Source organism: Oerskovia sp. Root22, from assembly GCF_001429135.1.
GTDB lineage: Bacteria > Actinomycetota > Actinomycetes > Actinomycetales > Cellulomonadaceae > Oerskovia > Oerskovia enterophila.
The window spans coordinates 1-23,015 of sequence record NZ_LMIL01000008.1; the positions used below are offsets into that span (position 1 = coordinate 1).

Sequence of the window (23,015 nt, forward strand, 5' to 3'; positions counted from 1 at the left end):
CGACGAGCTCAAGGGTGTCATTCCCAACCGTGAGGGTCGGGTGATCGACATCGATGGTGAGCAGGTCCCGGGGGTGTATGCCACGGGCTGGATCAAGCGTGGCCCGGTCGGGTTGATCGGGCACACCAAGTCCGACGCCTCGGAGACCGTCCGCCACCTCGTCGAGGACCTCGCCGACTCGCGCACGGCCACCCAACCGGACCCGGGTGCGGTCGTCGAGTTCTTGACCGAGCGGGGCGTGCACCTGGTCCAGTGGTCCGACTGGGAGGTCCTGGACGCCTACGAGCGCGCGCAGGGCGAGCCGCACGGCCGTGAGCGCATCAAGGTCGTGCCGCGCGAGGACATGATCCGCATCGCACGCCGCGAGGACGACGCAACGGACTGAGGCCGGCTCAGCCCCGGCGCCCCGCGAGGGCGAGCAGCCTCGTGAGCTCGGGCGCGTCGTCGGGCACGGGGACGGGGCCCGCGAACAGGCGGCTCGCCGCGAACATGCCCTTGCGGCGCTGGGCGTAGCCCAGCACGAACGACACGAGCTGGGGGCCCAGGTCCGCGTCGACGCCCAGCCCCTGGGCCAGGTCCCATGCGTGGACCGTGAGGTCGAACGTCATCTGGTGCGCGTACTCGGTCGCCGGGGCGTCGCCGTATGACAGGTGCACCACGCGGTCCAGGGCGCCGGGGGCGAGGAACGCCTCGCGCGACTGTGTCGAGGCATCGATCCACGCGTCGATAGGGTCGTCGCCCAGGACGTCGCCGTCGAAGACCGGGCCCACGTCCGCGACCGTCCGGCCCGCGAGCAGCTCGGGCGCCCAGAGCTGCTCCGAGACCAGGTGGTTGACGAGGTCGCGGACGGTCCAGTCGTCGTCGGGCGTGGGCAGGTCCCACTGGTCGTCCTGGACCCGCCGGACCAGGTGGTCGAACGCCCCGATCGCGTCGCCGTGCGCCGCCAGGAGGTGCTCGTGCGACGCCACCGCGGTGCTCACGGGTTGCTCAGGATCGCCAGGACGTTGCGCGCCGGGTCCTTGAACCAGGCGATCGCCGGGCCCTCCGGACCGCGCGCGATGCCCTTGGCGTCCTGGTCGAACCCCACGTAGCGCTCGAACTCCACGCCCTTGGCGACGAGCTCGTCGACCGCGGCGTCGACGTCGTCGACCCCGAAGTTCAGGACCGTGAACGACGCCGCGACGTGGTTCGTCTTGGGGTAGACGAACACGTGCCCGCCCGAGCCCAGGTGCAGGTCCAGGCCCATGGGCGTCTGGTCGACCTCGACCCCCACGACGTCCGCGTAGAACGCCCGCGCGGCGTCCAGGTCGTTCACCGAGAAGCTGCTGAATGCGTTCGTCGTCGAGACCATCGGGTGCTCCTTGTCCAGGTCGTGCGCAGCGGGGGAGGCGTCGTCGGCGCCTCTTTCCACGATGGCACGGAACGGGGACGCTGACGAGGGGAACGTCGGTACCGGAGCGCGGTCGGGTCCGGTGGGGGACGCTCCGCTTGCCCCGCACCCCGCTCTCGCGCGAAGGTACCCGGGTGCCTCACGACCAGCTGATCCGTCATGTCCTGTTCCCGGGGCGCCACCACCTCGTGACCCGCTTCCAGGTGGACTACCTCCGGGCGTTGCGGGCCGGCCTCGTCAGCGACCTCGACGGCGAGCGCGTCCGGTGCTCGCCCGACGCCGTGGTCGTGTGGGCCGTGACGTCCGCGAACCACGCGGGCACGCGCCGCAACCCGGTGCCGGGGCACCGGCGCGAGGCACTCATCGAGCACGTCACGGCGGTCGAGCACCTGCCGAGCCTCGTCGTGCCGGTCCCGGACGTGGCCCCGCACGCGCGCTTCGCGCACCTCGTCACGACCACGGTCCAGACCGCGACGGGGCACACCGTGACGCTCGACCCTCGCGAGACGGTCGTGGCCTGCTCGACCCCCGCGGTCATCGCGGCCTACCGGGAGCTCGGCTACCGGGTCGTGGGCGTCGAGCTCGACGCGACGGACGCGCTGGGTGACGTGCCTGCCCGCCCGTGGGACGCCGTCGGGCGCCTCGCGGCGGGTGACCCGACGTGGACCGACGTCGCCCACCCGGCCGTGCCGGGCTTCTTCCGGCGCTACGGCCTCGAGGCGCAGATCGTCCAGGTCTTCGCCGACCCCGTCGTCTCGGGCGACGGCGACCTGACCGCGACCCGCGACTACCGGACGTACGCCGCGGCGTTCGAGGACGCCTCGCGCCGCAAGTGGGAGCAGGTGCGCCCGTACGTGCTCCCGGGGCGGATCGTCGACATCGGGTGCGCGACGGGCGGCCTGCTCGAGCTGGTCGCGGCCGAGCCGCGCCTGCACGAGTCGGACCTGTTCGGTGTCGACGTCGCGCGCCACCTCGTGGCCGAGGCCGAGCACAAGAAGACGCAGGGCGTGTTCGCGAACCCGAACGTGTGGTTCGTGCAGGCCAACATCCTGCGCGGTGAGGTCATGCCCGAGCGCAGCGTCGACACGACCGTCACGATCGCGCTCACGCACGAGATCTCCTCGTACGGCGACGGCGTGCCCGACGTCGAGCGGTTCGCTCGCCGCGTGCTCGCCCACACCCGCCCGGGCGGGGTGTGGATCAACAGCGACGTGTGCGGTCCCGCTGACGGCGACCGCGCGGTGCACCTCACGCTCCGCGACGACGACGGCTCGCGCCCGGGCGTCGTGACGGACCTCGACGCGTGGGCGCGGCCCGACGTCGCCGCGCACGTCCGCAGGCTGTCGACGGCCTCGCGGATGCGCCAGTTCGCGCACGACTTCCCCCGCCTGTCGGGTGCGTCGTTCACGGTCGAGGAGGTCCTGCCCGGGACGTTCCGCCTCACGCTGCGCGACGCCATGGAGTTCCTCACGACCAAGGACTACGCCGACAACTGGCTGTCCGAGTGCCACGAGCGGTTCTGCGACCTGGACGGCGACGCGTGGACCGGGCTGCTGACGGGCGCGGGCTTCGAGCTGGGGCCCGAGAGCGGGGCGTGGCGCAACGAGTGGCTCGTCGAGCACTCGTTCGCGCCCGTGGCGTCGTTGACCGACGCCACGACGGGCGAGCACGTCGAGTGGCCTGACACTCACGTGCTGACGGTCGCGCGCCGACCGGTGCTCGGGGCGTAGCGCACCGGCTCCCGGCTCACGCCACCAGACCCGTGCGGTAGGCGTGGACCACCGCCTGCACGCGGTCACGCAGGTCCAGCTTGGTCAGGATGCGTGACACGTACGTCTTGACCGTCTCGGGGCTGATCACCAGCGTCGTGGCGATCTCGGCGTTGGACATGCCGCTCGCGATGAGGCACAGGACCTCGAGCTCACGGGGCGTCAGTGAACCCTCGGGCGTGCGTGTCGGTGGGCTGATCCGGCTGGCGTACCTGCCGACGAGCTGTCGCGTCACCTCGGGCGCGAGGAGCGCGGCGCCCGAGGCGACGGTGCGGATGCCGTGGAGCAGCTGGGCCGGGGGAGCGTCCTTGAGCAGGAAGCCGCTCGCACCGGCGCGCAGCGCCTCGTACACGTACTCGTCCAGGTTGAACGTCGTGACCACGAGCACCTTGACGGGGCTCGTCACGCCGGCGCCGGCCAGCAGCCGGGTGGCCTCGATGCCGTCGAGGACGGGCATCCGGACGTCCATGACCACCACGTCAGGTTTCAGGCGGCCGGCGAGCTCGACCGCGAGGCGCCCGTTCCCGCACTCGCCGACCACCTCGAGATCGGGCTGAGCCCCGATGATCGTCGTGAAGCCCGCGCGGATCAGCGGCTGGTCGTCGCAGACGAGCACCCGGATCGGCCCTGTCACGACGATCCCCCGGAGGGGATGCGCGCCTGGACGACGAAGCCGCCGCCGGTCTGCTCCCCCGCGCTGAACTCGCCGCCGACGACGTCGACACGTTCACGCAGGCCGGCGAGGCCGCGGCCGCTCCCGCCGAGGGTCGTGACGCGTGGACCGGCAGCGTCGGTGCTGACCTCCACGGTGATGTCGCTCTCGCCGTGGCGAACGTGCACGGTGGTGCGGCTGCCCGGGGCGTGCTTGAGGGCGTTCGTCAAGGACTCCTGAACGACTCGGTACGCCACGACCTGGGCGCTGCCCGCGGACTCGGGCGGGCTGCCCTCCTCGGTGTACTCCACGGGCTGCTGCGCCTGCCTGGACTGCTCGACGAGGCCTCGGAGCTCACCGGCCAACGGGGTCCGCGGGTCGGTGTCGTGGGCCGGATCGAGCAGGTCGAGCAGGTGCCGCAGGTCGTTGATCGCCCGACGCCCTGTGTCGGTGATGGCGGTCAGGGTCTGGTCGAGACGCTCCGGATCGGCGGTCATGTAGCGTGCTGCCTCGCCCTGCACGACCATGGCGGTCACGTGGTGGGTCACGATGTCGTGGAGCTCGCGGGCGATCCGTGCGCGTTCTTCGGCCCGGGAGCTGTCGGCGACCCGGAGGCGCCGCACGTCTTCGGCAGCCCGGGACTGTCGCAGCCAGGCACCGACGCCCCAGGCGAGCACCAGGACCAGGTAGAACGTCACGAAGCCGCTGACACCCTCGGTGGACCCCTGGCGGTCGAGCCCCAGGGCCAGCGCGACATATGCCGCCGAGGCCAGGACGATCGTGGTGCGCCGATGATGGTCGAGGTGGGCTGCCGCGCTCATCAGCGCGAAGGCCAGCGCGATGCCGGCCACCGAGTGGTATCCACGGAGCTGCTCGACGGCGAACCCGAACGACACCAGGGCGAGGCACACCAACGGCCATCGGCGGCGCACGGCCAGGGGCAGACACTGCAGGGCGATCACCCCGACCGCCAGCGCGTCCGACGGACGGTGCGGCAGGTCGCCGAGCTGTGTCCCCTGGTGCTGCAGCGCCGGGACGAAGGACGCTACAGCGAGCAGGAACGCCAGAGGAAGGTCCCGGACGGTCACGCTCCGACGTTGCCAGACGCTGCGCCGTTGCCACCGGTGCAGCACCTGGCGGAGGGCGATCACGGTCACACGCTAGCAGTCGCGGTGACCTTGGCCGCGCGGCGCCGGCTCGGCATGATGCGGCCGCGGCGGTGGGCCAGCAGGAGGAACACCACGGTCAGCACCGAACCCGCCAGCACGGCGTAGATGCTTCCCTCCGGGCCGAAGTCGCCGCCCGAGAGGATCACCGGGCCCGACGTCACCCCGTGCAGCAGCCCCTGCGTCATGTCACTGCCTGATACCTCGGTGCCGAAGATGCCGGCCGCGGCGAAGTTCCAGCCGAGGTGCAGACCGATCGGCAGCCACAGGGTGCGGGTCGCGGCGTAGGCGGCGCCAAGCATGGCGCCGGCTTCGATGGCGATCGCGACGACTCCCCACAGCGTTGCGTCCGGGTTGGCCAGGTGTACTGCACCGAAGGCCACGGAGCTGACGGCCAGGGCGACCCACGTGCCGCCGCGCTCCTCCACGAGACGGAACAGCAGACCGCGGAACACCAGCTCCTCGGCCACCGCGCCGACGGTCAGGAGACCGAGCAGTCCCAGCGCGACCGTCACCGACCCCGTGTCCTTGAACTCGTAGCCACCACCCAGCGCGATTGCCGCGATCACAGCACCGAACATCAGCACCCCGATGAGCAGACCCCGCGCGGTCGCGCTGCCCGATCCTGCCAGGGCGACCTCGACAGGCACCCGATCCTCGGTCTTGCGCACCACCCACGAGTAGGCGAACAGGGCGAACGCCGCCGCTGCGGCTCCCACGACGAGAGCAAGGATCCAGCTCCCCTCCGCGGCGCCGACGGCCAGGCTGCCGACGACGGCAGCACCCACCACGACACCGATCTGCTTCAACACGCGCACGACGAGTCCTCTCAGATGTTCCCCGGCCAGAGCGCCGCGGCTACCTCGAACGCTAGAGAATCGACGACGCGGGATCGTCACCGCAGGGTGGACACTTGCAGGTCCCTCGCACGGGGGACCCCGACAGTGGTGCGCGAGGTCGTAGACCACGCTGCCGAGCAGGAGCCGCAGCGGTGGGTCATCGCTGTCGACCAGGGCGAGCAGCCGCGGATCGCTGTCGACTGAGCCGTCCGCCCGCTGGCTCGAGCTCCGCGCGCAGGGGGGCGTAGGCGTCGAGCGGCGAGGTGCTGGTCATGCTCGAGGAGAGGTCCGTCCAGTGGCCACACCGGCTGCACGATGGTGACCTTGGCCGCCTCCATGGCCAGAGCCTCGCTCATCCCCGCGGGTTGGTGACGCCCGACGAAGAGGCCATGCGTGACCTCGAGGACCCCGTCACCTGGGGCCAGTACGTGACCCTGCGCGACCTCTGGAGCCGTACGCTGCAGAACGGGCAGTCCGAGTTCTTCGCGATGGCGGCATGGTCGCCTTCTCGATCTACCTGCGCGAGCGCGGCGCTCCTGAGTCCAGCCCGTCGGGACCCCCCACATTGCGACCGGCGTCGAAGGTTGAGCACCCACCCTCGACGCCGGTCGGCCACGGCGGTCCACGACGCGATTTCCATACCACTGCGACGCTGACGCCTCGTTCAGTTGGGAACCGGGCGGTGTCCGTCCCTACGCGCTAGCGTTCAAAGCGGCAAGATGGTGCGTTGACCGGTTGAGACCGCTACCGATTCTGGAACAGGGCAGAACCTGCTTCAGTTCAGGTGCGGTCATAGGTGAGGACGCGGACGCCCGAGGGGAGCAGGGTCTCGTCGGTCGGCTTGAACAGGTGGTGCTGGAACGGGCCGTCGAAGAGAGGGATGCCGGAGCCGATGACGGAGCGGTTCTGCTTGATCACGAGCCGGTCGATCTCAGGCAGCAGCGAGTGGGCGAGCTTGCCGCCGCCCACCAGCCACAGGTCCAGTCCAATCTCGGCTTTGAGCGCCCGCACGCGGTCCAGAGCATCGCCGCGGACCAGTTCCACGGCAGGGTCCGGGCTGGTCGTCATGCTCGTCGAGAAGACCAGGTGCCGCAGGTGGGGGTAGGCGTCGGTGAGGCCGGCGGCCAGCCCGATCTCGTACGATGCGCGACCCTCGAGGACGGTGTCGAACGACCGGCCCGGTCCGTCGATCCCCATGGCCTCGCGGGCCGGACCGGGCATGGTCTCGGGGAAGTGCTCGACGATGAACTGCACGACGTCGGGCGTGATCGGGAGGTAGTCCGCCCCGCTCGGGTCGCCGCCGTCGGGCCCGGCGATGTAGCCGTCGAGTGTCGCTGCCACGTAGTACACGAGCTTGCGCATGGGTTCCTTCCGAAGGCCGGGCCGTCCCCGGCGGGTGCTTCACGATAGAGGCCTGAGGGCGTGATCTCGGTGCATCTGGCTTCGCCAGCCCGCCTGACCGGCACTTCTGAATCGGCCCTTATTTCACCGGCCCGGGCGCAAAGCCCGGTCGTCGACGCCCCAGCGGCACGACCGGGAAAGCAGGAGTGCGGCCGGCGCACATCGCGCCGACGGCAGCGATCCTGCCAGGTCCAGGTGCCAGCGAGGGACGCCTGGCACGCCCCGGTCGTCGCCGAACTCGGGTTGTGAACCCGACGCCGCACGAAGCGGCTCTGCATCGCCATAGGGCGCCCACCAACTCGGACTGCGGTGGCGGGACCATCAAGTGCACGTCACGGCACCCATTTGTCAGGTCCCAACGCCGCCGTCGGTTCTGCACGCGTCGCCGTCGAGCCTGCCGATGAACTCGGGGTGGGCCCGAGCCCACCCGTACGCGACGAGGAGTGGCGGAACGGGGCCCGGGGCGACGATCCTGTGTGCATGCCGATCACGCCGCGTCAGCTCAACCGGGCCAGCCTCGCCAGGCAGCTGCTGCTGCGCAGGGAGCCGTACCCGGGGGCTGACGGGACCGCGACGGCGGTGCGCCGCCTCGTCGCGCTGCAGGCTCAGCACCCCGCGTCGCCCTACCTGGCGCTGTGGAACCGGGTGGCGGACTTCGATCCCGCCGACCTTGACGCCGCGTACGCGGGCCGGGCGCTGGTGCGGGGCACGCTGCTGCGCATCACGCTGCACACCGTGGATGCCACGGACCACCCCGGGTTCCGCACGGCCATGCAGCCCACCCTGCGCGGCGCTCGCCTGGGGGACCGCCGGTTCACGGATACCGGCCTCACGGCCGCGGACGCGGACGCGGACGCGCTGCGGCCTCGGCTGCTCGAGCTGCTCGACCGGCCCCGACCGGGCGGCTGTCGGCGGCAACGAGGACCGGCGGGTGGAGACCCTCGTGCGACTCCTCACCGACTGATCTCGGCCGGCTACAGCTTGATCATCTCTGCGGCGACCTCACCGAAGGCCTCCTCGGGGACCGTCGTGGCGGCGTTCTCGAGCACGAGCAGCCGTGCGCCGGGGATCTCTCGGGCGAGCGCTTCGCCGTTGCCGAGAGGGAAGAACGGGTCGCGACGACCGTGCACCACCAACGCCGGGATCGCGAGGTGCGGGAGGCGCTCGCGCCAGGGGGGACTGCAGTCGAGCCGGGCGAACACCAGGCCCAGCTGGTTGGCCATGTGCAGAGCGGGTCGTGTCCCCGGGGTGCGGTCCCACGTGCGCTCGGCGGTCGTTCGCGCATCGGCGGGGTCGTCGCCGAGGATGGCTGCGCCCGCGGCGGCGAACTCCGCCACCGCGGCGCGGTCGGCCCAGTCGGGCATCTGGCGCGAGAACAGCCTGGCCATCGTCGCGGCGTCATGGTCGGGAAGGTCGCCGGCGACCGGGCCCGGCGCGACGGGTCGGGTTCCGACCAGGGTGAGTGTCGTGAACGCTGCGGGGTGGTCGAGCGCAGCGACCTGGGCGACCATCCCGCCGACGCCGATGCCCGCCAGGTGCGCGGGGCGGTCGTCCAGCGCACGGGCGAGGGCCGCGGCATCGTCTCCCAGGTCGCGCAGGGTGTAGGCGGGAGCCTCGGGGGTGAGGGCGGTCGACGCTCCGCAGTCGCGCAGGTCGTATCGCACGACGTGGCGCCCCCGGCGCGCAAGCGCCTCGCAGAGCGCGTCGGGCCAGGACAGCATGGTCGGGCCGCCGGTGAGCAGCACCAGCGGCGCTGCCGCCTCGCCGAAGTGCTCGACCCCGAGTACGACGCCGTTCGCCTCGACCGTCATCGTCGCCCCTCCACCGTCGCACCGACGACGTCGGCCCTGCTGAGTGATCGGGGTGATGGGTACATCGTGAACCTCCGGGCATGTGTCGTGGACAGATGGCGTGATGCCGGCGCACCAGCCAGTGGTGGCGCTCGCCGGTTGTCAGTGCGGGCCGGTGGGATGCGAGAGGTCGTAGGCGCGGGCGACCTTCGCCGGGACGACCATGCGCCAGGCATCGACCACGAGCTCGCGGGCCTCGGTCGGGTCCAGGGCCGCAAGATCGGCGTGGACCCAGTTGAAGCGCAGGTCCGACTCCGAGGGCATCTGGAACGTGCGTGGATCCCCCGCAACGAGCGCTGCCCGCTCCTCCTTCGGGAAGGCGAACCCCATCACGCACTCGTCGAGCGAGAACGCGACGTAGACCATCTGACCGACGCGGAACTTCAACCGCCCGCGCACGTAGACAGGGGAGGAGCGCTCCAGCCCTGCGCCCAGCGCTCGCATGTCGTCGACGACCGCCACGGTCAGAGTCCGCAGGGCGTGATCAGCACGGCGTGATCCGCGATCGGCGGGCCGATCGTTGTGCGGTCAAGCTTCACAGCCGTGCCTCCCTAGGCTTTCACGTAGCCGCGCGCCTCGACGATCCTGCCGTCGCGGATGCGGATGAGGTTCACGCCACGGACCCGGTCGTTCTCGCCGCTTCGCCAGCGCAGGATCCACGGTGCCACGGCGAGATCGCCGAGGATTTCTGCGGGCTCGGTCGAGAAGTTGAGGTCCGCGTCGCCCGCGAGGTCGGACCAGCGCGCCAGACAGGCTCGACCGCTCTCGTGACGGGCTCCATCGGGAGCCGGGCCCGTGTCCTCGATGACGCATTCGTCCGAGATCAAGCCCACCAGGAGCGTTGGCTCATGCACACGGAATGCCGTGTTGTATCGGTCGATGACTTCGTGGATGGTGCGGGGTGCGGTCTCAGTCATGGCGACGCCTCCTCGTGCGCAGGTGACCCTCGTGCACGGTTGACCCTCGCGTGCCGAAGAACTCATCGGCAGGCAGGCAGGCGGGTGGCTGCGGCGACCGCGTGGTGCCGCACCGCTCAAGCCGGGTAACCGGGATCGCGTGGTGATAATGCACGGGATCGAGGACTACGATCCGTGCGTGGCAATGACGCGCACCGGGGCCCTGGGGGCCCGCACCTGGACGTCCCTCGTCCTCCTCGGCTTCGTCGGGCAGCTCGCCTGGACCGTCGAGAACATGTACCTCAACGTGTTCGTCTACGACACCATCACGGACGACCCGAACGTCATCGCGACCATGGTCGCCGTGAGCGCGGTCGCCGCGACCCTCGCGACGCTCCTGGTCGGCGCGCTCTCCGACAGGGTCGGACGCCGCCGCGTGTTCATCGCGGCCGGATACGTCCTGTGGGGCATCACGACGGCCGCGTTCGGGTTCCTGAGCCCCGACACGGTCTCGGGGCTGGTCCCGGCGGCGAACGCCGTGGTCGTGGCGGCGGTCGCGGTCGTCGCGCTCGACGCGGTCATGTCGTTGTTCGGCTCGGGGGCCAACGACGCGGCGTTCCAGGCCTGGGTGACCGACTCGACCGAGCCGGCGAACCGGGGCCGGGTCGAGTCGGTGCTCGCGGTCATGCCGCTGCTGTCGATGCTCGTGGTGTTCGGGGCGTTCGACGGCATGACGCGAGCCGGGCAGTGGCGAGGGTTCTTCGTCCTCGTGGGGGCGATCATCGTGGTCGTGGGGGTCGTGTCGTGGTTCCTCGTCCGGGACCGCGAGCTCACGGTCCGCCAGGAGGACGGGTACCTGCGCTCGGTGGTCCACGGCCTGCGGCCCTCGGCGGTCCGCGAGAACCCGGGCCTGTACCTCGCGCTGTCGGCATGGACGATCTGGGGGATCTCGACCCAGGTGTTCCTGCCGTACCTGATCATCTACCTCCAGCGGTACCTGCGGATCGACGGGTACGCGATCGTCCTGGCCGTGGTGCTGCTCGGCGCCTCGGTCGTGAGCGTGATCGGTGGGCGGATCGTCGACCGGGTCGGCAAGGTCCGCTTCCTCCTGCCTGCGGTCGCGGTCTACGGGACGGGACTGGTCCTCATGGCGTTCGCGCGAGGCATGGTGCCCGCGATCCTGGCCGGGCTCGTCATGATGTCGGGGTTCATGCTGGTCCTCACCCCGATCGGGGCGCTGGTCCGCGACTACTCGCCCCCGGACCGCGCGGGCCACGTCCAAGGTCTGCGCATGGTCTTCGCGATCCTCGTCCCCATGCTGGTCGGACCCTTCATCGGTGCGGCCGTGATCAGGGGGGCCGCGGAGACCTACTCCGAGCTCGGGGTCGTCAAGCAGGTCCCGAGCCCCCTGATCTTCGTCGCGGCCGCCGTCGTGCTACTCCTGATCCTCGTCCCCGTCACGCTTCTCCGTCGCAAGGAACCCGCTGCATGAGCATCCTCCGGCCCACTCGGTGGGCCGCCGCCCTCGATCGGCACGCCCCCCTGCCCGAGTACCCCCGTCCTCAGCTCGCGCGCGACAGCTACCTCAACCTCAACGGGGTGTGGGACTACGCGTTCACCGGGCAGGCGGCCGGCCCCGAGGGGTCGTTGGGCGGTGCGGCCCCCCAGGTGTTCGACGGCGAGATCGTCGTACCGTTCTCGCCCGAGTCGGTGCTGTCGGGCGTGGGGCGACAGCTCCAGCCGTACGAGGCGCTCTGGTACCGGCGCACCGTCTCGCTCCCCGAGGGCTTCGTCCCGCGCGACGGGCGGGTCTTCCTGCACTTCGGGGCGGTCGACCAGTCGTGCCGCGTCCTGGTCGACGGCGTCGAGGTGGGCCGTCACACGGGCGGGTTCCTGCCGTTCGCGTGCGACGTCACGGAGGCGTTCGCCGGATCCCTCGACGAGCCGCACGAGCTGCTCGTCGAGATCACCGACGTGAGCGACATGGGTTACCACGCGCGCGGCAAGCAGAAGCTCGACCGCGGCGGCATCTGGTACACCGCCCAGTCGGGCATCTGGCAGACCGTGTGGGTCGAGGCCGTCCCGGCGCTGCACGTCGACCGGCTCGTGCTCGTCCCGGACCTCCCGGGCGGCTGCCTCGAGGTGACCGTGCACGCGGGCGGGATGCCCGCGGGGGCGAGCGGCGCCGTCGGGCCGGACGCGCCCGTGGCGCGCATCCAGGTGCACGACGGCGGAGCGCTCGTCGGGCAGGTCGACGCACCCGCGGGGACGCTCGCCCGCGTGCCGATCCCGGACGCCCACTTGTGGACCCCCGAGGACCCGCACCTGTACGACGTGCGCGTGACGCTCGGCGACGACCAGGTGCGCAGCTACGCCGGCATGCGGTCGTTCGGAGTCGGGCGGGACGAGCGGGGCGTGCCGCGCCTGCTGCTCAACGGCGAGCCCTACTTCCACGCGGGCGTCCTGGACCAGGGGTACTGGTCGGACGGGCTGCTCACGGCACCGTCGGACGAGGCCATGGTCCACGACATCGCGACCATGAAGGACCTCGGGTTCACGATGCTGCGCAAGCACATCAAGATCGAGCCGCTGCGCTGGTACCACCACTGCGACCGGCTCGGGATCCTCGTGTGGCAGGACATGGTCAACGGGGGCGAGCGGTACCGGTCCATCGCGACCGTCCCGCACGCCGTCGTCCCTCTGTGGTTCTCCGACCGCTACCACGGGCTGTTCTCACGCACGGACCCCGACGGGCGTGCCGAGTTCCTCCGCGAGGTCGACGCCACGGTCGAGCACCTGCGCAACGTCGTGAGCCTTGCGGTCTGGGTGCCGTTCAACGAGGGCTGGGGACAGTTCGACGCGGCCAAGGTCGCAGCCCGCGTCACGGCGCTCGACCCCACGCGATCGGTGGACCACGCGAGCGGCTGGCACGACCAGCGTGCGGGGGACCTGCGCAGCCTGCACATCTACTTCCGCTCGTTCCGGGTCCCTCGATGGCGACGCGACAGCAGAGTGCTCGTCCTCTCGGAGTACGGGGGCTACAACCTTCGGGTCGAAGGGCACGACTTCAGCGAGAGCGAGGCCGGGTACAAGCGCTTCCGGGACGCCGCGGCGCTCGGGGAGGCGTTCGAGGCGCTGCACCGCGACCAGATCGTGCCCGCGATCCCGCGAGGGCTCTCCGCGACGGTCTACACCCAGCTCTCGGACGTCGAGGACGAGCTCAACGGGTTGCTGACCTACGACCGCGAGGTCGCGAAGCTCCCGGCCGACCTGGTGCGGTCGGTCAACGCCGGGCTGCGGCTCGGGTGACCCGACGGCTCGGTGCCTGCCCGCTGCTCGACGTGGTGCCGCTTCGACCGGCGCTTCGTACGCTGAGGGGATGCTGCTGACCCGGCAGACGCTCAGCGGGCTCGAGGACGGCACGGTGTCCCTCGCGTACCGCCGCTGGCTCGCGCCGCGCGTGCGCGCGGGCGGGCGGATGAGGACGCGGATCGGGGTCGTGGAGGTCACGTCGATCGACCGGGTCCCGGAGGCGGGAGGGGTCCCCGTCCTGCCCGACGACGACGCGCGCGCCGCGGGCTTCCGCTCGGCCGAGGCTGCGCTCGCCTGGGTCGCAGCGAAGGGCGAGGGCGACCTGTACCGGATCGGTCTGCGGCGCGTGGGGGAGGACCCGCGCATCGCGCTGCGCCAGGAGGCCGACCTGTCGGCCGAGGAGGTCGAGGGGCTGCGCACACGGCTCGCGCGCATGGACCGCGCGGCGCCCGAGCCGTGGACCCGGTCCTACCTGGAGCTGATCGTCGCGCAGCCCGAGGTCGTGGCGCGCGACCTCGCGGCGTCGATCGGGGTCGAGCGCGACTACTTCAAGGTCCGGGTCCGGCGCCTCAAGGAGCTCGGGCTCACCGAGAGCCTGCCCGTGGGGTACCGCATCTCGCCGCGCGGGCGGGCGTACCTCGACGCGACGTGACGGTGCGCCCTGATGCTCTCGTCCCTGCGGGGCGCGTCCACCGGGTGGTCGCACCAGGCCGGGACGAGTGCCCGAGCGCCCCTCCGGGCTCCACCTGCACGGAGATACACTTCCGCGGACAGCAGGGTGCACCGCGACGAAATGAGAAGTCCGTGAAGATCGTCATCGTCGGTGGATCGAGGGGCACGGGGGCTCGCCTGGCTTCGCTCGCACAGGGAGAGGGACACGAGGTCACGGTCCTGTCGCGGAGCGGCGGCGCCGTCACCCCGGGGGTCGAGACCCTGACGGGGGACGCCGGCGATCCAGAAGTGGCTGCCCGAGCGGTCGCCGGGGCGGACGCCGTCGTGGTGACCGTGGGCGGCGCCAAGGGGACCTCTCGTCAACGGTCTGCGGTCACGCGGGTCGTCGTGGCGGCGATGCAGGAAGCGGGAGTGCGCCGGCTCGTCGTGCAGTCCTCCTTGGGGGCAGGTGGCTCGGCAGCGCAGATGCCCGCACTCGTCCGGGTCCTGACGCGGGTCGTCCTTGCCTCGGCGCTGGCCGACCACGACGAGCAGGAGTCGGTCGTCGTGCGTTCGGATCTCGACTGGACGATCGTCAGACCGGCCGGCCTGACGAACGGTCCGACGACCGGTGACTGGACGGCGCGGGAGCTGACCGAGGGCGCCAAGGGATTCGGGTCCATCCCCCGCGGCGACCTCGCCGCCTGCCTGCTCCGCGTCCTGGAGGACGACTCGACCGTCGGCAGGGCGCTCGGGGTCAGCAACCGCTGAACCCTGAACCCGGGGACGTGCGTCACCGGGCGCTCCAGCGTCCGGTGTGCTCAGGGCACCGGAGAGATGTCCACCCCGGGCAGCCCGTCGATGCTCGTCGCGTTCTTCTTGTGCCAGTACGCGTCGAAGTACTCCGGGTCTCGCCGGTCGTGGGCGCGGTCCAGGAGGTCGCGGTCGCCGACGAAGTCCATGAACGGCACCGAGTACCCGCACGAGTCCGAGACCCGGTCCACCTCGACCACGACGATGCCGCGCTGCCCGGACTCGCGCTCCTTGGCGAACAGCGGGCGCAGCTCGTCGAACTCGGGCGTCCGGGCGAGGACGTAGCGGCCCCGCCCGTGGAAGCGCACGATGTTCGGCGGTCCCTCGAACGCGCAGAACATGACGACGATGCGCCCGTTCTCCTGCAGGTGCGCCGCGGCCTCGGCGCCCGAGCCCGTGTAGTCCAGGTACGCGACCCGGTGCGGGTCGAGCACCACGAACGTGCCACCCATGCCCTTGGGGGAGACGTTGACGTGCCCGTCGCCCGCGAGAGGTGCCGTGCCCACGAAGAACACGGGCTGGGACAGCACGAAGCGGGAGAGCCGGGGAGTGATCTCGTCGTGGACGGTCGCCATGACCGCAGTCTGGCACCCGGCCGCGCGACGCCCGAGGGGCGTCCACGCCTCGAGGCGAGCGGCGCCGTCGGGCCCTACCAGCGCTGCTGCGCCTCTTCCGCCCAGCCGACCAGACCCTCCAGGTCCACCCACACGCCCTCGTCGGTGCGCGCGTGGCCCGACCACGTGCCGAAGCACTGGTGCGTCTCGGTGCCCACGACGACCATCTCGGTGCGGGCGACCTTCTCGTGGAAGGGGGTGAACACGGCCTCGACCCCGTCGCCCGAGATGCGCCACGGGGCGAGCCAGTCGTCGCGGTCGTACTGCCAGTCGAGCTTCTGGCCGATCTTGTGGAGCCGACCGTCCACGAGCAGGGCGTTCTCGGTCGAGCCCGTGCCGTCCGTCCACTTGTCACCGAGCTGGATGCCGCGGCCGTGCGCGCTGCCTGCGGCCCAGTTCCAGGTCATCGCGTAGGGCCAGCGGCCCCGGCCGTGGTCGAGCACCGCGAACGAGTCGTCGGCGCTGACCTCGTGCCGGGTGCCGTGGACCGTGAGCGTGCCGGAGACGGGCCGGGCCACGTCCTTGACCGTGTACTGGAACAGGCGGTCGCTCCACGGGACGACGACCCCCAACGACTCGTGCCCCGGCGGGAGCGGGATCGACAGGTCGAGGCTCACGTCGTGGGACGCGGCACGGATCCGCGTGCCGCCCGGGTCCTGGTCGATCACGATCGCGAGCCTCTTCGCACGGGCCTCGGCGCGGCCCGCGCCGCTGGTCTCCGGCATCACGACGCCACGGGCCAGGGGCACGACGACGTCCGTCGCGGTCTCCTGGCCCGTCGCCCGGTCGAGGACGTACAGGCCGTGGACCCCCGCGTAGTCGATCGACGACGCGACGACGCCGATCACGTGCGTGGGCGTCACGACGCCCCAGTACTCCCACCGCTTGGTCCGTCCCCAGCCGCGCAGGTTCGCGCGGTGCAGCGGGGTGCGCGTCCACCCGACCGCGTCGGGGTTCAGGCGCCCGTCCGGCAGGCACAGGTCGACCGGGGCGGTGATCTCGCGCTCGTGCGTCGTCATGTCAGGAGGCTACTGGTCGGTAGGGGGTCGGTGTGCCGCGGGTTCCCGCGGACGACACTGCAACGTTCGGTGTTCGCAACACGGACGAAACGAGGGAGTCCGAGCATAGGGGAGCAAGGCCCCGGCGACGGGGCTGCGACGACTGGAGGACGAACCCGTGACCACACAACGCCCCTACTTCCTCGCCCCGACCAGCCCGCACCGGAGCAACCGCGCGACGCGCTCGGCCGGAGCCAACGGACGGATGCCCCGCGTCGTCGAGTCAGCGGAGGCCGGTGGGAAGCCCGTCCGTCGCGCCAACCCCGGTGACGAGCGCACGATCGACCCTGCGGACCGCAAGCGGCGTGCACGTGCCGCGCTCGGCGACCTGACGCGCGGCCTGGGGATCTGACCTCGCCCAGCTGGTGACGGCAGGTGTCAACGGGGACACCGCTGCACGTCCGGGCTCCTGCTCGGTGCGCGGTGTGCTGAGACCGCGGTGGGTCTGGTGGCCCGGCCCGGCCTCAGGCGGGCTTGCGGGCCTCGATGAGGAACCGCGTCGTCGTCGCGACGAACGGCCCCGCGGACTGGATCTGCGCGTGCAGGGCCTCGAGCTTGGGGCGGTACTGCTCGACCGTGAACCCCGGGACCATCCAGATCACCTTGCGCAGGAAGTAGACGACCGCACCGACGTCGAAGAACTCGGTCCGCAGCTCCTCGAAGCGCAGGTCCATGACCTCCAGACCTGCCGCCTGGGCGGCCGCGCGATCGTCGTCGGGGTGGCGACCGTTGCGGACCTCCTCGGGCTGCGGGCCCAGGAAGAGCTCCACGAGCTCGAACACGCTGTACGGGCCGACGTGCTGCGCGAAGTACGTCCCGCCTGGCGCGAGCACCCGGGCGACCTCGTCCCACCAGGGCCGGACCGGGTGCCGGCTCACGACGAGGTCGAACGCCTCGTCCGCGAACGGGAGCGGTGGTTCGTCGGCGTCCGCGACGACCGCGACCCCCAACGGGTGCAGGAGACGGGTCGCCTTCGCGACGTTGGGTGGCCACCCCTCGGTGGCGACCGTCAGCCGGGGAAGGTGCGGGACGCTCGCGAGGACCTCACCGCCGCCCGTCTGCAGGTCGAGCGCGGCGCTCGCGGTGCGCATGCGCTCGCCCATCGAGCGGGCGTAGCCCCACGAGGGGCGCTGCTCGGTCGCGCGTCCGTCGAGCCAGGAGAAGTCCCATCCGTCGACCGGGACGGATGCCGCCTCGGAGACGAGGTCGTCGAAGGTGCGGGTCATGCGGCGAGTCTGGCAGGCGGTCGGCAGGGGCGCCGGTCTTTTCACGCCCGGTCAGCGAGCAGGGCGACGATCAGGACGACGGATCCCCAGAAGGCCAGGCCCGCGCCCAGCGCGATCCCCATGCCGTGCGCGCCGTTGCTCGCGCGCCCGCGCTGCTCACCCGAGCGGACCGACCACGCGGCGCGAGCGGCGAGCGAGACGCCGAGCACCACGAGGACCAGGCCGACAGAAACCCATACCATCGCACCACTCTGCACACAGGTCAGGGGTGCCCGCAATCGGAAGAAGAATCCGATATAGAGGGATTTGCGACACGTCTACACGGCCCCGCACGAACCTTAACCGGCGACCGGGAAACCGTGCAGGCGATGGTCACGGGGCGGGATGGTGCCCGCGCGGCGGTGAGACCCCGCGGGCCGGGCAGGGAGCACGCTCGGCGCGGCCGATCCGTCGCGCGAGACGATGACGCCGTGGTGTCGAGCGCGGTCGCGAAGGGTGTGCGGACTGGTTGAAAACGGAAGGACTACCTCCCTTCGACCGCCAGGCGAGAGGGATTCGTCAACCCTCGTGAGGAGGGGGTAATGTCTTCCTCGGTGGCGCGAAGTACCCCCTGCATCGCGCCACCACCTAACGTTCCACGAAGCCCCCGTTCGGCCCCTGGCCGACGGGGGCTTCGTCGTGCGTGGGCTGTGCGGCACGCCTCGGCACGGTGTGGCGCCCGAGCACCTCGAGCGACCGTCCTCGCAGGTGAGAGGTCGGAACCGGGCTAGGATCACCGAGGAGTCTGGAAGTAGGCCCGCTCCTTTCCCATGCCTTGGGGGCCTACTTGACCACTTCGTACAACCCGGCTCGACGATTCGATCCCACGCTCGCCGAGGCACTGCTGCGCGGCGCACCACAGCCCGTCGGCCAGTTCGTCCTCGACCTGTCGGACCAGTCCTGGTGGTGGTCGGACGAGCTGTACGCGATGCACGGCTTCCGCCCTGGCGACGTGATGCCCACCACGGCCTTGATGCTCGCGCACAAGCACCCCGAGGATCGCGCACGTGTCGAGGAGGTGCTGCTCGTCGCCGCGGCGACCGGCGAGCCCTTCAGCTCCGTGCACCGCATCGTCGACGCGCACGGGCGGACGCGGACCCTCGGCGTGGTCGGGCGCGGGCGGGTCGACCGCCGGACGGGCGAGACGACGCACGTCTCGGGCTACTTCCTCGACCTCACGACGACGCAGCGCGAGCTCGCCCAGCGTGACGCGACGGCCGCGATCCGGGCGTCGTCCGCGAGCCGCTCGACGATCGAGCAGGCCAAGGGGGCGGTCATGGCGATCTACGGGCTTCCGGCCGACGAGGCGTTCGACCTCATGTGCCACCACTCGAGCGTCACGAACGAGCCGTTGCGCGAGATGTCGCGGCGGCTCGTCGTCGAGCTGACGGCCGGGGGGAGCGAGGGAGTGCTGCGGCGCGACGACCTGGACCGGTTCTTCGAGGGGAAGCGGCCGGTGCGGTAGGGCGAGACGGTGGGCCCCGTGGGACTCGAACCCACAACCTACGGATTAAAAGTCCGCAGCTCTGCCATTGAGCTAGAGGCCCGGGCACCGTGCGTCGCCTCGCAGGAGGCGGCGCCAAGGCCCGCGGAGAGTCTACGCGCCGAGCCCCCGCACGCGGTGACGTGCCCGCGTGCGGTGAGCGGCGCCGTCGGGCACCCGGAGCGACGGGCGGTGGGCGCTCCCCTGGTCAGCGCGGCGCACGGGCGATCACGTCGAAGACGTGCCAGTGCTTGGGGCCGCTGAACGACGGGCCGTCCTGGTCCTCCTCGCGGAAGGCGACGACGTCGAGCCCGTCGAGGAGAGCCTCGGCCTCCTCGCGCGTCAGGAAGGTCCCGTCGATCGTCCCCGCGAACGAGTCGTTCACGCCGAACAGGTTCACGGCCAACCACGCGCCCGGCCGCAGGGAGCGGCGGATCGCGGCCCAGACGCGCGGGAAGTCCCCCGGCGAGGCGTAGGGGAGCGCGTACCCGGAGTAGAGGAGGTCGGCGGGCGGCAGGTCGGTCAGCTCCGCGAAGGGCACGACGGCGACGCTCAGCCCCGCTCCTTCCTCGCCTCCCGTGGTGGTGCGGACGAGGTGCGGAGCGGTCGGTTCGCCGTCGAGCGCGTGGACGCGCCACCCGGCGCCCAGCAGTGCGGCGGTCTCGACGCCCGCGCCGCAGCCCAGGTCGACCGCCGGTCGGCCCGCGCCCGGGCCCGCGAGGGACAGGACCTCCTGGCAGAGCTCGCGCGCGGCGCGGCCTGGCTGGGCAGCGTTGTAGACGGCCCAGTGGTCGGGGGAGCGGAGAGCGGTCACGCGGCCATGCTCCCACCGACGCCACCGCTGAGTGCGGAGCAGCTGTCGCGAGACGACGCGATCCGCGACAACTGCTCCGCACTCAGCAGAAGCCCAACCACGCCCCTGCGTGCGCGGACCTTACGTGCCTCGCGTGTGCCTGTCGCGCCCGATCCCACTGGGTGAGAGACACGCCGTGGATCGGCCTGCGACCTTGCGATCGTGGCCGATCCTTGTTTGGTTGGAGGCAACCGAAAGGCGCACGCCGAGGGATCGCCGCAAGGCGTCCCGTGCGTCCCCAGGCAACCGAGAGGAGCTCTCATGCTCACCCTGACCGACAACGCCCGCGATGCAGTCCAGGACCTCACCACGCGGGCCGGAGTGCCCGACGGTGGCGGTCTCCGGATCGCCGAGTCGGCGCCGCAGTCCGGCGACTTCGAGCTGGCCCTCGTCCCGAGCCCGCTGCCCGACGACACGGTCGTCGAGAGCGGAGACGCACGCGTCTTCGTCGAGCCGACCACCTCGATCGCGCTCGCGAACCTCACCCTGGACACCGATCCTCGTGCGACCGAGGGGCCCGGGTTCGTCCTCACGCCGCAGGCCTGACCGGCCCGGCACCACCTGCGGGGCCTGACCGCCCGCACCAGCACTCGACCGGCTGCGCGGCCCGCCCGTCCCGGGAGCCGACCCCCCTCCTCCTCGGAAGGTTCCCGGCCCGGCAGGGCTACGCACCCGATCACCTCGACGGGCCGTCCGCACGCAGCGGGCGGCCCGTCGTCGTGCGCCCGCCCGGGCCTCCCGGCGTCCCGTCACCCGTCGCGGCCGGCCGCCCCGTCCGGCTCGTCCAGAAAACCCGGGTGTTGCACCTCGCGCCCCGCGAGCCATGAGCAGGGTATGAGAACCACTGCTCGCCTCGTGCGACCTCGTGCACTGATCGCCGGGCTCCTCGTGACCGCTGCCCTCGCGGGCTGTTCCGCTGCCGGCGCGGCCGACGGGCCGGAGCCGGGAGGGGACACCTCGCGCTACGGCTACGACGAGTCGACGGCGACGCTCACCCCCGTGTACGAGCTGGTCCCCCAGTTCAACGACCCGCGGGACGGGTACGCCCGCGACCTCCTCGCCCAGGAGTGCCTGCAGGGCGTCGTCGAGTACCGCCCGGCGGAACCCGGGGGCGAGCCCACCCTGTTCGACGCGCGCACGGGCCAGGCGCGCTTCGACGAGCAGATCGCCCAGCAGTGGGGGTACCCGCACCTGCGGTCCGAGCCGGCACGGGGCAGCGGGGTGCCGGACGGCGTCGAGGTCACCTCCGCGATGCAGGACGCGATGATCGCGTGCGGGCAGAGGACCGACGAACGGCTGGGGGCCGTCCCGGCCCGCTACCTGAGCACGGTCGAGGCAGCGGGCTGGGAGGCGGTCGACGGGGACGCGCGGGTCCAGGAGGCGATCCAGGCATGGCGCACGTGCATGGAACCGGCAGGGGTCGTCGACCTGCCGGAGCGCCCGGTCGAGATGCCGTCGGAGTCGGTGACCGGTCCGATCGGCAACGCCGACGGGATGGTCGTGGACACGGAGGTCCCGTTGTCGGACCGTGAGCGCGAGGTGGCCGTCATCGATGCGCGCTGCCGGGCAGAGGGGTACGACGAGGCGGTGTTCCACGCCCGGGTCGAGGGCGAGCTCGCCGCGATCGGACGAGACGTCGAGGGGTTCGAGGCGACCCGTGACGACTACCTCGAGTACCAGAAGCGCATCGACGCCGTCATCAACGAGCTGGGCTGATCGGGCGATGGGACAGACGGTGCCCTCGGGCAGAACGGTGAGAGAAGCATGAAACGTCTCGTGCTCGCCGTCGCGGCGATCGTCGTCGTCGGGGTCGGGGCGTGGCTGCTCGCGGCCAGGATGGAGTCGCCTCAGCAGGCGGCGGCCCGCGCCGAGCCCCCGGCCCCCGAGCCCGTGGTCGTCGCGCTGGACCGTGGGTACCTGAACGGTCCGGTGTCGATGACCGTCGAGGCCCAGAACCAGCAGAGCGTCGTGGTGACTCCTCCGGCTGCGCTGACCGGCGTGGTGACGTCCGTCGACCGGTCCGCCGGCGACACGCTGTCGCCGGGGTCGGTCCCGTTCCGCGTCAACGGGCGACCGGTCTTCGTCCTCGAAGGGGCCTTCGCGCTCTACCGCGACATTCGCCCCGGGGACGAGGGCGACGACGTCCTGGCCCTGCAGAAGGGGTTGCTGGCCGCAGGGTATGCACTGGGCCGGCCCGACGGGAAGTACGGCCCGCAGACCCAGGCGGCCGTGCGGTCGATGTACCGGGCGGCCGGCTACGCGGCGCCCGAGGTCGCCGTCGCGGCGCCCGATGCCGCCGCTGCGCCCTCGCCCGGAGCGAGCGCTCCGGAGACGACGGCCACGGGCACGGGTGCCGCGGCGCCGTCGGACGGGACAGCGGTCCCGGCAGCCGGCGGGGGTGCTGCGGCCACCGTGAAGGGACCTGGTGTCCTGCAGTCCGAGGTGCTGACTGTGCCTCGGCTGCCCGCCGTCGTCGAGGGGATCACGACGGTCGGCACCGGCATCGCCGCTGACACGGGCCTCCTCACCCTCGGGACGGGGCAGGTCGTGCTCACGTCGACGCTGCCCCAGGGATCGGTCGGAGCGCTCGCGGTGGATGCCGCCGCTCGGTTCACGGACGACTCGGGCGCGGAGGCCACGGCACGCGTGACGGCGCTGTCGCCGACGGAGACGGGTGAGGTCACCGTCAGCCTGCTCACCGAGGGCGCCGTCCGCGCGGGCTCCTCCTACGTCCTGACGATCGACAACCCGGCAGCGGAGGACGGGGAGAGGCTGCTCGCGCCCGTGGCGGCGGTCGTGACACGTGCCGGGCGGACGTACGTGTACGTGCGGGAGGGGACGGCGTTTCGCGAGGTGGCGGTCGAGGTCGAGGCGACCGTGGGCGGGGTCGCGGCGATCGTCGCGGCCGCCAGCGCCGGCGCCGGCGCCGGCGACGCCGACGGAGACGGCGGCGGCGATGCCGGTGTCGTGCTGGGTGAGGGGACGGAGGTGCGGGTTGGTTGA

25 protein-coding genes, 1 tRNA gene and 2 pseudogenes are annotated in these 23,015 nt (G+C 71.8%); 13 read left to right on the forward strand and 15 right to left on the reverse strand.

All coding sequences use genetic code 11. The features are described 5' to 3' along the window. Positions 1-385: pseudogene (locus ASE15_RS08755) on the forward strand (pyridine nucleotide-disulfide oxidoreductase); the annotation flags it as partial. 7 nt (positions 386-392) lie between these two features. Here ASE15_RS08755 and ASE15_RS08760 read toward each other — a convergent pair. Beyond that, positions 393-980: a TIGR03086 family metal-binding protein gene (locus ASE15_RS08760; protein ID WP_056649116.1), complete on the reverse strand. Its 588-nt coding sequence runs from the start codon at positions 978-980 to the stop codon at positions 393-395. Next, a complete protein-coding gene (locus ASE15_RS08765; protein ID WP_322788309.1) occupies positions 977-1,411 on the reverse strand; it encodes a VOC family protein in 435 nt (144 codons plus the stop codon). The genes ASE15_RS08760 and ASE15_RS08765 overlap by 4 nt, the downstream gene beginning before the upstream one ends. A gap of 113 nt (positions 1,412-1,524) precedes the next feature. On the opposite strand from ASE15_RS08765, the gene ASE15_RS08770 reads away from it, so the two are divergent. Continuing rightward, positions 1,525-3,120, forward strand: coding sequence for a class I SAM-dependent methyltransferase (locus ASE15_RS08770; protein WP_235534290.1), 1,596 nt, complete (start codon positions 1,525-1,527; stop codon positions 3,118-3,120). Positions 3,121-3,136: 16 nt separating this feature from the next. On the opposite strand, the gene ASE15_RS08775 is transcribed toward ASE15_RS08770, so the two are convergent. Genes ASE15_RS08775 through ASE15_RS08785 form a run of 3 tightly spaced genes read right to left on the reverse strand, consistent with a single transcriptional unit; the run spans position 3,137 to position 5,876 of the window. After that, a complete protein-coding gene (locus ASE15_RS08775) occupies positions 3,137-3,793 on the reverse strand; it encodes a response regulator transcription factor (protein ID WP_056762787.1) in 657 nt (218 codons plus the stop codon). Next, positions 3,790-4,962 (reverse strand): sensor histidine kinase, encoded by a 1,173-nt coding sequence (locus tag ASE15_RS08780; RefSeq protein ID WP_082618365.1) that lies wholly within the window; start codon positions 4,960-4,962, stop codon positions 3,790-3,792. The genes ASE15_RS08775 and ASE15_RS08780 overlap by 4 nt, the downstream gene beginning before the upstream one ends. 2 nt (positions 4,963-4,964) lie before the next feature. Continuing rightward, positions 4,965-5,876: a CPBP family intramembrane glutamic endopeptidase gene (locus ASE15_RS08785; RefSeq protein WP_235534295.1), complete on the reverse strand. Its 912-nt coding sequence runs from the start codon at positions 5,874-5,876 to the stop codon at positions 4,965-4,967. Between the two features lie 329 nt (positions 5,877-6,205). On the opposite strand from ASE15_RS08785, the gene ASE15_RS21840 reads away from it, so the two are divergent. Then, positions 6,206-6,472 (forward strand): DUF6766 family protein, encoded by a 267-nt coding sequence (locus tag ASE15_RS21840; RefSeq protein WP_369800583.1) that lies wholly within the window; start codon positions 6,206-6,208, stop codon positions 6,470-6,472. A 124-nt stretch (positions 6,473-6,596) separates the two neighbouring features. On the opposite strand, the gene ASE15_RS08800 is transcribed toward ASE15_RS21840, so the two are convergent. Beyond that, positions 6,597-7,178 (reverse strand): dihydrofolate reductase family protein, encoded by a 582-nt coding sequence (locus ASE15_RS08800; RefSeq protein WP_056762817.1) that lies wholly within the window; start codon positions 7,176-7,178, stop codon positions 6,597-6,599. A 519-nt stretch (positions 7,179-7,697) separates the two neighbouring features. Between ASE15_RS08800 and ASE15_RS20345 the strand changes: the two are divergent. Further along, positions 7,698-8,090, forward strand: a pseudogene (locus ASE15_RS20345) (DNA glycosylase AlkZ-like family protein); the annotation flags it as partial. 101 nt (positions 8,091-8,191) lie between these two features. Here the strand turns inward: ASE15_RS20345 and ASE15_RS08810 are convergent. The 3 genes from ASE15_RS08810 to ASE15_RS08820 all read right to left on the reverse strand — a co-directional run bounded on the left by ASE15_RS08810 (position 8,192) and on the right by ASE15_RS08820 (position 9,984). Next, positions 8,192-9,028 carry an alpha/beta fold hydrolase gene (locus tag ASE15_RS08810; protein ID WP_056762823.1) on the reverse strand — a complete coding sequence of 279 codons (837 nt, stop codon included), beginning with the start codon at positions 9,026-9,028 and terminating at the stop codon, positions 8,192-8,194. A gap of 141 nt (positions 9,029-9,169) precedes the next feature. Then, positions 9,170-9,529, reverse strand: coding sequence for an MmcQ/YjbR family DNA-binding protein (locus tag ASE15_RS08815; RefSeq protein WP_056762827.1), 360 nt, complete (start codon positions 9,527-9,529; stop codon positions 9,170-9,172). 89 nt (positions 9,530-9,618) lie between these two features. Further along, the gene (locus tag ASE15_RS08820; protein ID WP_056762830.1) at positions 9,619-9,984 is read right to left on the reverse strand and encodes a nuclear transport factor 2 family protein; all 366 of its coding nucleotides are present in this window, start codon (positions 9,982-9,984) and stop codon (positions 9,619-9,621) included. A 184-nt stretch (positions 9,985-10,168) separates the two neighbouring features. Here ASE15_RS08820 and ASE15_RS08825 point away from each other — a divergent pair, with 184 nt between their 5' ends. The 4 genes from ASE15_RS08825 to ASE15_RS08840 all read left to right on the forward strand — a co-directional run bounded on the left by ASE15_RS08825 (position 10,169) and on the right by ASE15_RS08840 (position 14,697). After that, entirely contained in the window at positions 10,169-11,455 is a 1,287-nt protein-coding gene (locus tag ASE15_RS08825) for an MFS transporter (RefSeq protein WP_056762833.1), read from the forward strand. Next, on the forward strand, positions 11,452-13,272 hold the full coding sequence (locus ASE15_RS08830) for a glycoside hydrolase family 2 protein (RefSeq protein WP_056762836.1): 1,821 nt from the start codon (positions 11,452-11,454) through the stop codon (positions 13,270-13,272). The genes ASE15_RS08825 and ASE15_RS08830 overlap by 4 nt, the downstream gene beginning before the upstream one ends. A gap of 70 nt (positions 13,273-13,342) precedes the next feature. Then, entirely contained in the window at positions 13,343-13,927 is a 585-nt protein-coding gene (locus tag ASE15_RS08835) for a hypothetical protein (protein ID WP_056649128.1), read from the forward strand. 152 nt (positions 13,928-14,079) lie between these two features. Next, entirely contained in the window at positions 14,080-14,697 is a 618-nt protein-coding gene (locus ASE15_RS08840; RefSeq protein ID WP_056762839.1) for an NAD(P)-dependent oxidoreductase, read from the forward strand. 50 nt (positions 14,698-14,747) lie between these two features. On the opposite strand, the gene ASE15_RS08845 is transcribed toward ASE15_RS08840, so the two are convergent. Next, a complete protein-coding gene (locus ASE15_RS08845) occupies positions 14,748-15,314 on the reverse strand; it encodes a pyridoxamine 5'-phosphate oxidase family protein (RefSeq protein WP_056649132.1) in 567 nt (188 codons plus the stop codon). Between the two features lie 74 nt (positions 15,315-15,388). After that, complete coding sequence (locus tag ASE15_RS08850; RefSeq protein WP_056762841.1) at positions 15,389-16,372, reverse strand: DUF2804 domain-containing protein; 984 nt, start codon at positions 16,370-16,372, stop codon at positions 15,389-15,391. Positions 16,373-16,529: 157 nt separating this feature from the next. Between ASE15_RS08850 and ASE15_RS08855 the strand changes: the two genes are divergently transcribed. Next, positions 16,530-16,763 carry a hypothetical protein gene (locus ASE15_RS08855; protein WP_056649136.1) on the forward strand — a complete coding sequence of 78 codons (234 nt, stop codon included), beginning with the start codon at positions 16,530-16,532 and terminating at the stop codon, positions 16,761-16,763. Between the two features lie 112 nt (positions 16,764-16,875). Here the strand turns inward: ASE15_RS08855 and ASE15_RS08860 are convergent, their stop codons facing one another. Both ASE15_RS08860 and ASE15_RS20800 read right to left on the reverse strand, forming a co-directional pair. After that, on the reverse strand, positions 16,876-17,637 hold the full coding sequence (locus ASE15_RS08860) for a class I SAM-dependent methyltransferase (protein WP_056649139.1): 762 nt from the start codon (positions 17,635-17,637) through the stop codon (positions 16,876-16,878). A 41-nt stretch (positions 17,638-17,678) separates the two neighbouring features. Next, positions 17,679-17,879, reverse strand: a complete 201-nt coding sequence (locus ASE15_RS20800; RefSeq protein WP_139107900.1) for a hypothetical protein — start codon at positions 17,877-17,879, stop codon at positions 17,679-17,681. A 584-nt stretch (positions 17,880-18,463) separates the two neighbouring features. On the opposite strand from ASE15_RS20800, the gene ASE15_RS08865 reads away from it, so the two are divergent. Continuing rightward, positions 18,464-19,141 carry a PAS and ANTAR domain-containing protein gene (locus ASE15_RS08865; RefSeq protein WP_157257504.1) on the forward strand — a complete coding sequence of 226 codons (678 nt, stop codon included), beginning with the start codon at positions 18,464-18,466 and terminating at the stop codon, positions 19,139-19,141. A 10-nt stretch (positions 19,142-19,151) separates the two neighbouring features. Here ASE15_RS08865 and ASE15_RS08870 read toward each other — a convergent pair. Beyond that, a tRNA-Lys gene (locus ASE15_RS08870) sits at positions 19,152-19,223 on the reverse strand. Between the two features lie 144 nt (positions 19,224-19,367). Further along, on the reverse strand, positions 19,368-19,973 hold the full coding sequence (locus ASE15_RS08875) for a trans-aconitate 2-methyltransferase (RefSeq protein WP_056649145.1): 606 nt from the start codon (positions 19,971-19,973) through the stop codon (positions 19,368-19,370). 300 nt (positions 19,974-20,273) lie between these two features. Here ASE15_RS08875 and ASE15_RS08880 point away from each other — a divergent pair, with 300 nt between their 5' ends. The 3 genes from ASE15_RS08880 to ASE15_RS08890 all read left to right on the forward strand — a co-directional run bounded on the left by ASE15_RS08880 (position 20,274) and on the right by ASE15_RS08890 (position 23,015). After that, a complete protein-coding gene (locus ASE15_RS08880) occupies positions 20,274-20,558 on the forward strand; it encodes a Fe-S cluster assembly protein HesB (RefSeq protein WP_056649148.1) in 285 nt (94 codons plus the stop codon). A gap of 288 nt (positions 20,559-20,846) precedes the next feature. Further along, positions 20,847-21,728: a hypothetical protein gene (locus tag ASE15_RS08885; protein ID WP_157257506.1), complete on the forward strand. Its 882-nt coding sequence runs from the start codon at positions 20,847-20,849 to the stop codon at positions 21,726-21,728. Positions 21,729-21,776: 48 nt separating this feature from the next. Further along, the gene (locus tag ASE15_RS08890; RefSeq protein WP_082618324.1) at positions 21,777-23,015 is read left to right on the forward strand and encodes a peptidoglycan-binding domain-containing protein; all 1,239 of its coding nucleotides are present in this window, start codon (positions 21,777-21,779) and stop codon (positions 23,013-23,015) included.

What these genes read in the sequence shown, in the direction of transcription:
- ASE15_RS08885 (WP_157257506.1), top strand. Translation starts at nt 20,847, where the DNA reads ATGAGAACCACTGCTCGCCTCGTGCGACCTCGTGCACTGATCGCCGGG.
- ASE15_RS08810 (WP_056762823.1), bottom strand. Translation starts at nt 9,028, where the DNA reads ATGACGGTCGAGGCGAACGGCGTCGTACTCGGGGTCGAGCACTTCGGC.
- ASE15_RS08845 (WP_056649132.1), bottom strand. Translation starts at nt 15,314, where the DNA reads ATGGCGACCGTCCACGACGAGATCACTCCCCGGCTCTCCCGCTTCGTG.
- ASE15_RS08825 (WP_056762833.1), top strand. Translation starts at nt 10,169, where the DNA reads ATGACGCGCACCGGGGCCCTGGGGGCCCGCACCTGGACGTCCCTCGTC.
- ASE15_RS08860 (WP_056649139.1), bottom strand. Translation starts at nt 17,637, where the DNA reads ATGACCCGCACCTTCGACGACCTCGTCTCCGAGGCGGCATCCGTCCCG.
- ASE15_RS20800 (WP_139107900.1), bottom strand. Translation starts at nt 17,879, where the DNA reads ATGGTATGGGTTTCTGTCGGCCTGGTCCTCGTGGTGCTCGGCGTCTCG.
- ASE15_RS08850 (WP_056762841.1), bottom strand. Translation starts at nt 16,372, where the DNA reads ATGACGACGCACGAGCGCGAGATCACCGCCCCGGTCGACCTGTGCCTG.
- ASE15_RS08800 (WP_056762817.1), bottom strand. Translation starts at nt 7,178, where the DNA reads ATGCGCAAGCTCGTGTACTACGTGGCAGCGACACTCGACGGCTACATC.
- ASE15_RS08835 (WP_056649128.1), top strand. Translation starts at nt 13,343, where the DNA reads ATGCTGCTGACCCGGCAGACGCTCAGCGGGCTCGAGGACGGCACGGTG.
- ASE15_RS08820 (WP_056762830.1), bottom strand. Translation starts at nt 9,984, where the DNA reads ATGACTGAGACCGCACCCCGCACCATCCACGAAGTCATCGACCGATAC.
- ASE15_RS08830 (WP_056762836.1), top strand. Translation starts at nt 11,452, where the DNA reads ATGAGCATCCTCCGGCCCACTCGGTGGGCCGCCGCCCTCGATCGGCAC.
- ASE15_RS08890 (WP_082618324.1), top strand. Translation starts at nt 21,777, where the DNA reads ATGAAACGTCTCGTGCTCGCCGTCGCGGCGATCGTCGTCGTCGGGGTC.
- ASE15_RS21840 (WP_369800583.1), top strand. Translation starts at nt 6,206, where the DNA reads ATGCGTGACCTCGAGGACCCCGTCACCTGGGGCCAGTACGTGACCCTG.
- ASE15_RS08880 (WP_056649148.1), top strand. Translation starts at nt 20,274, where the DNA reads ATGCTCACCCTGACCGACAACGCCCGCGATGCAGTCCAGGACCTCACC.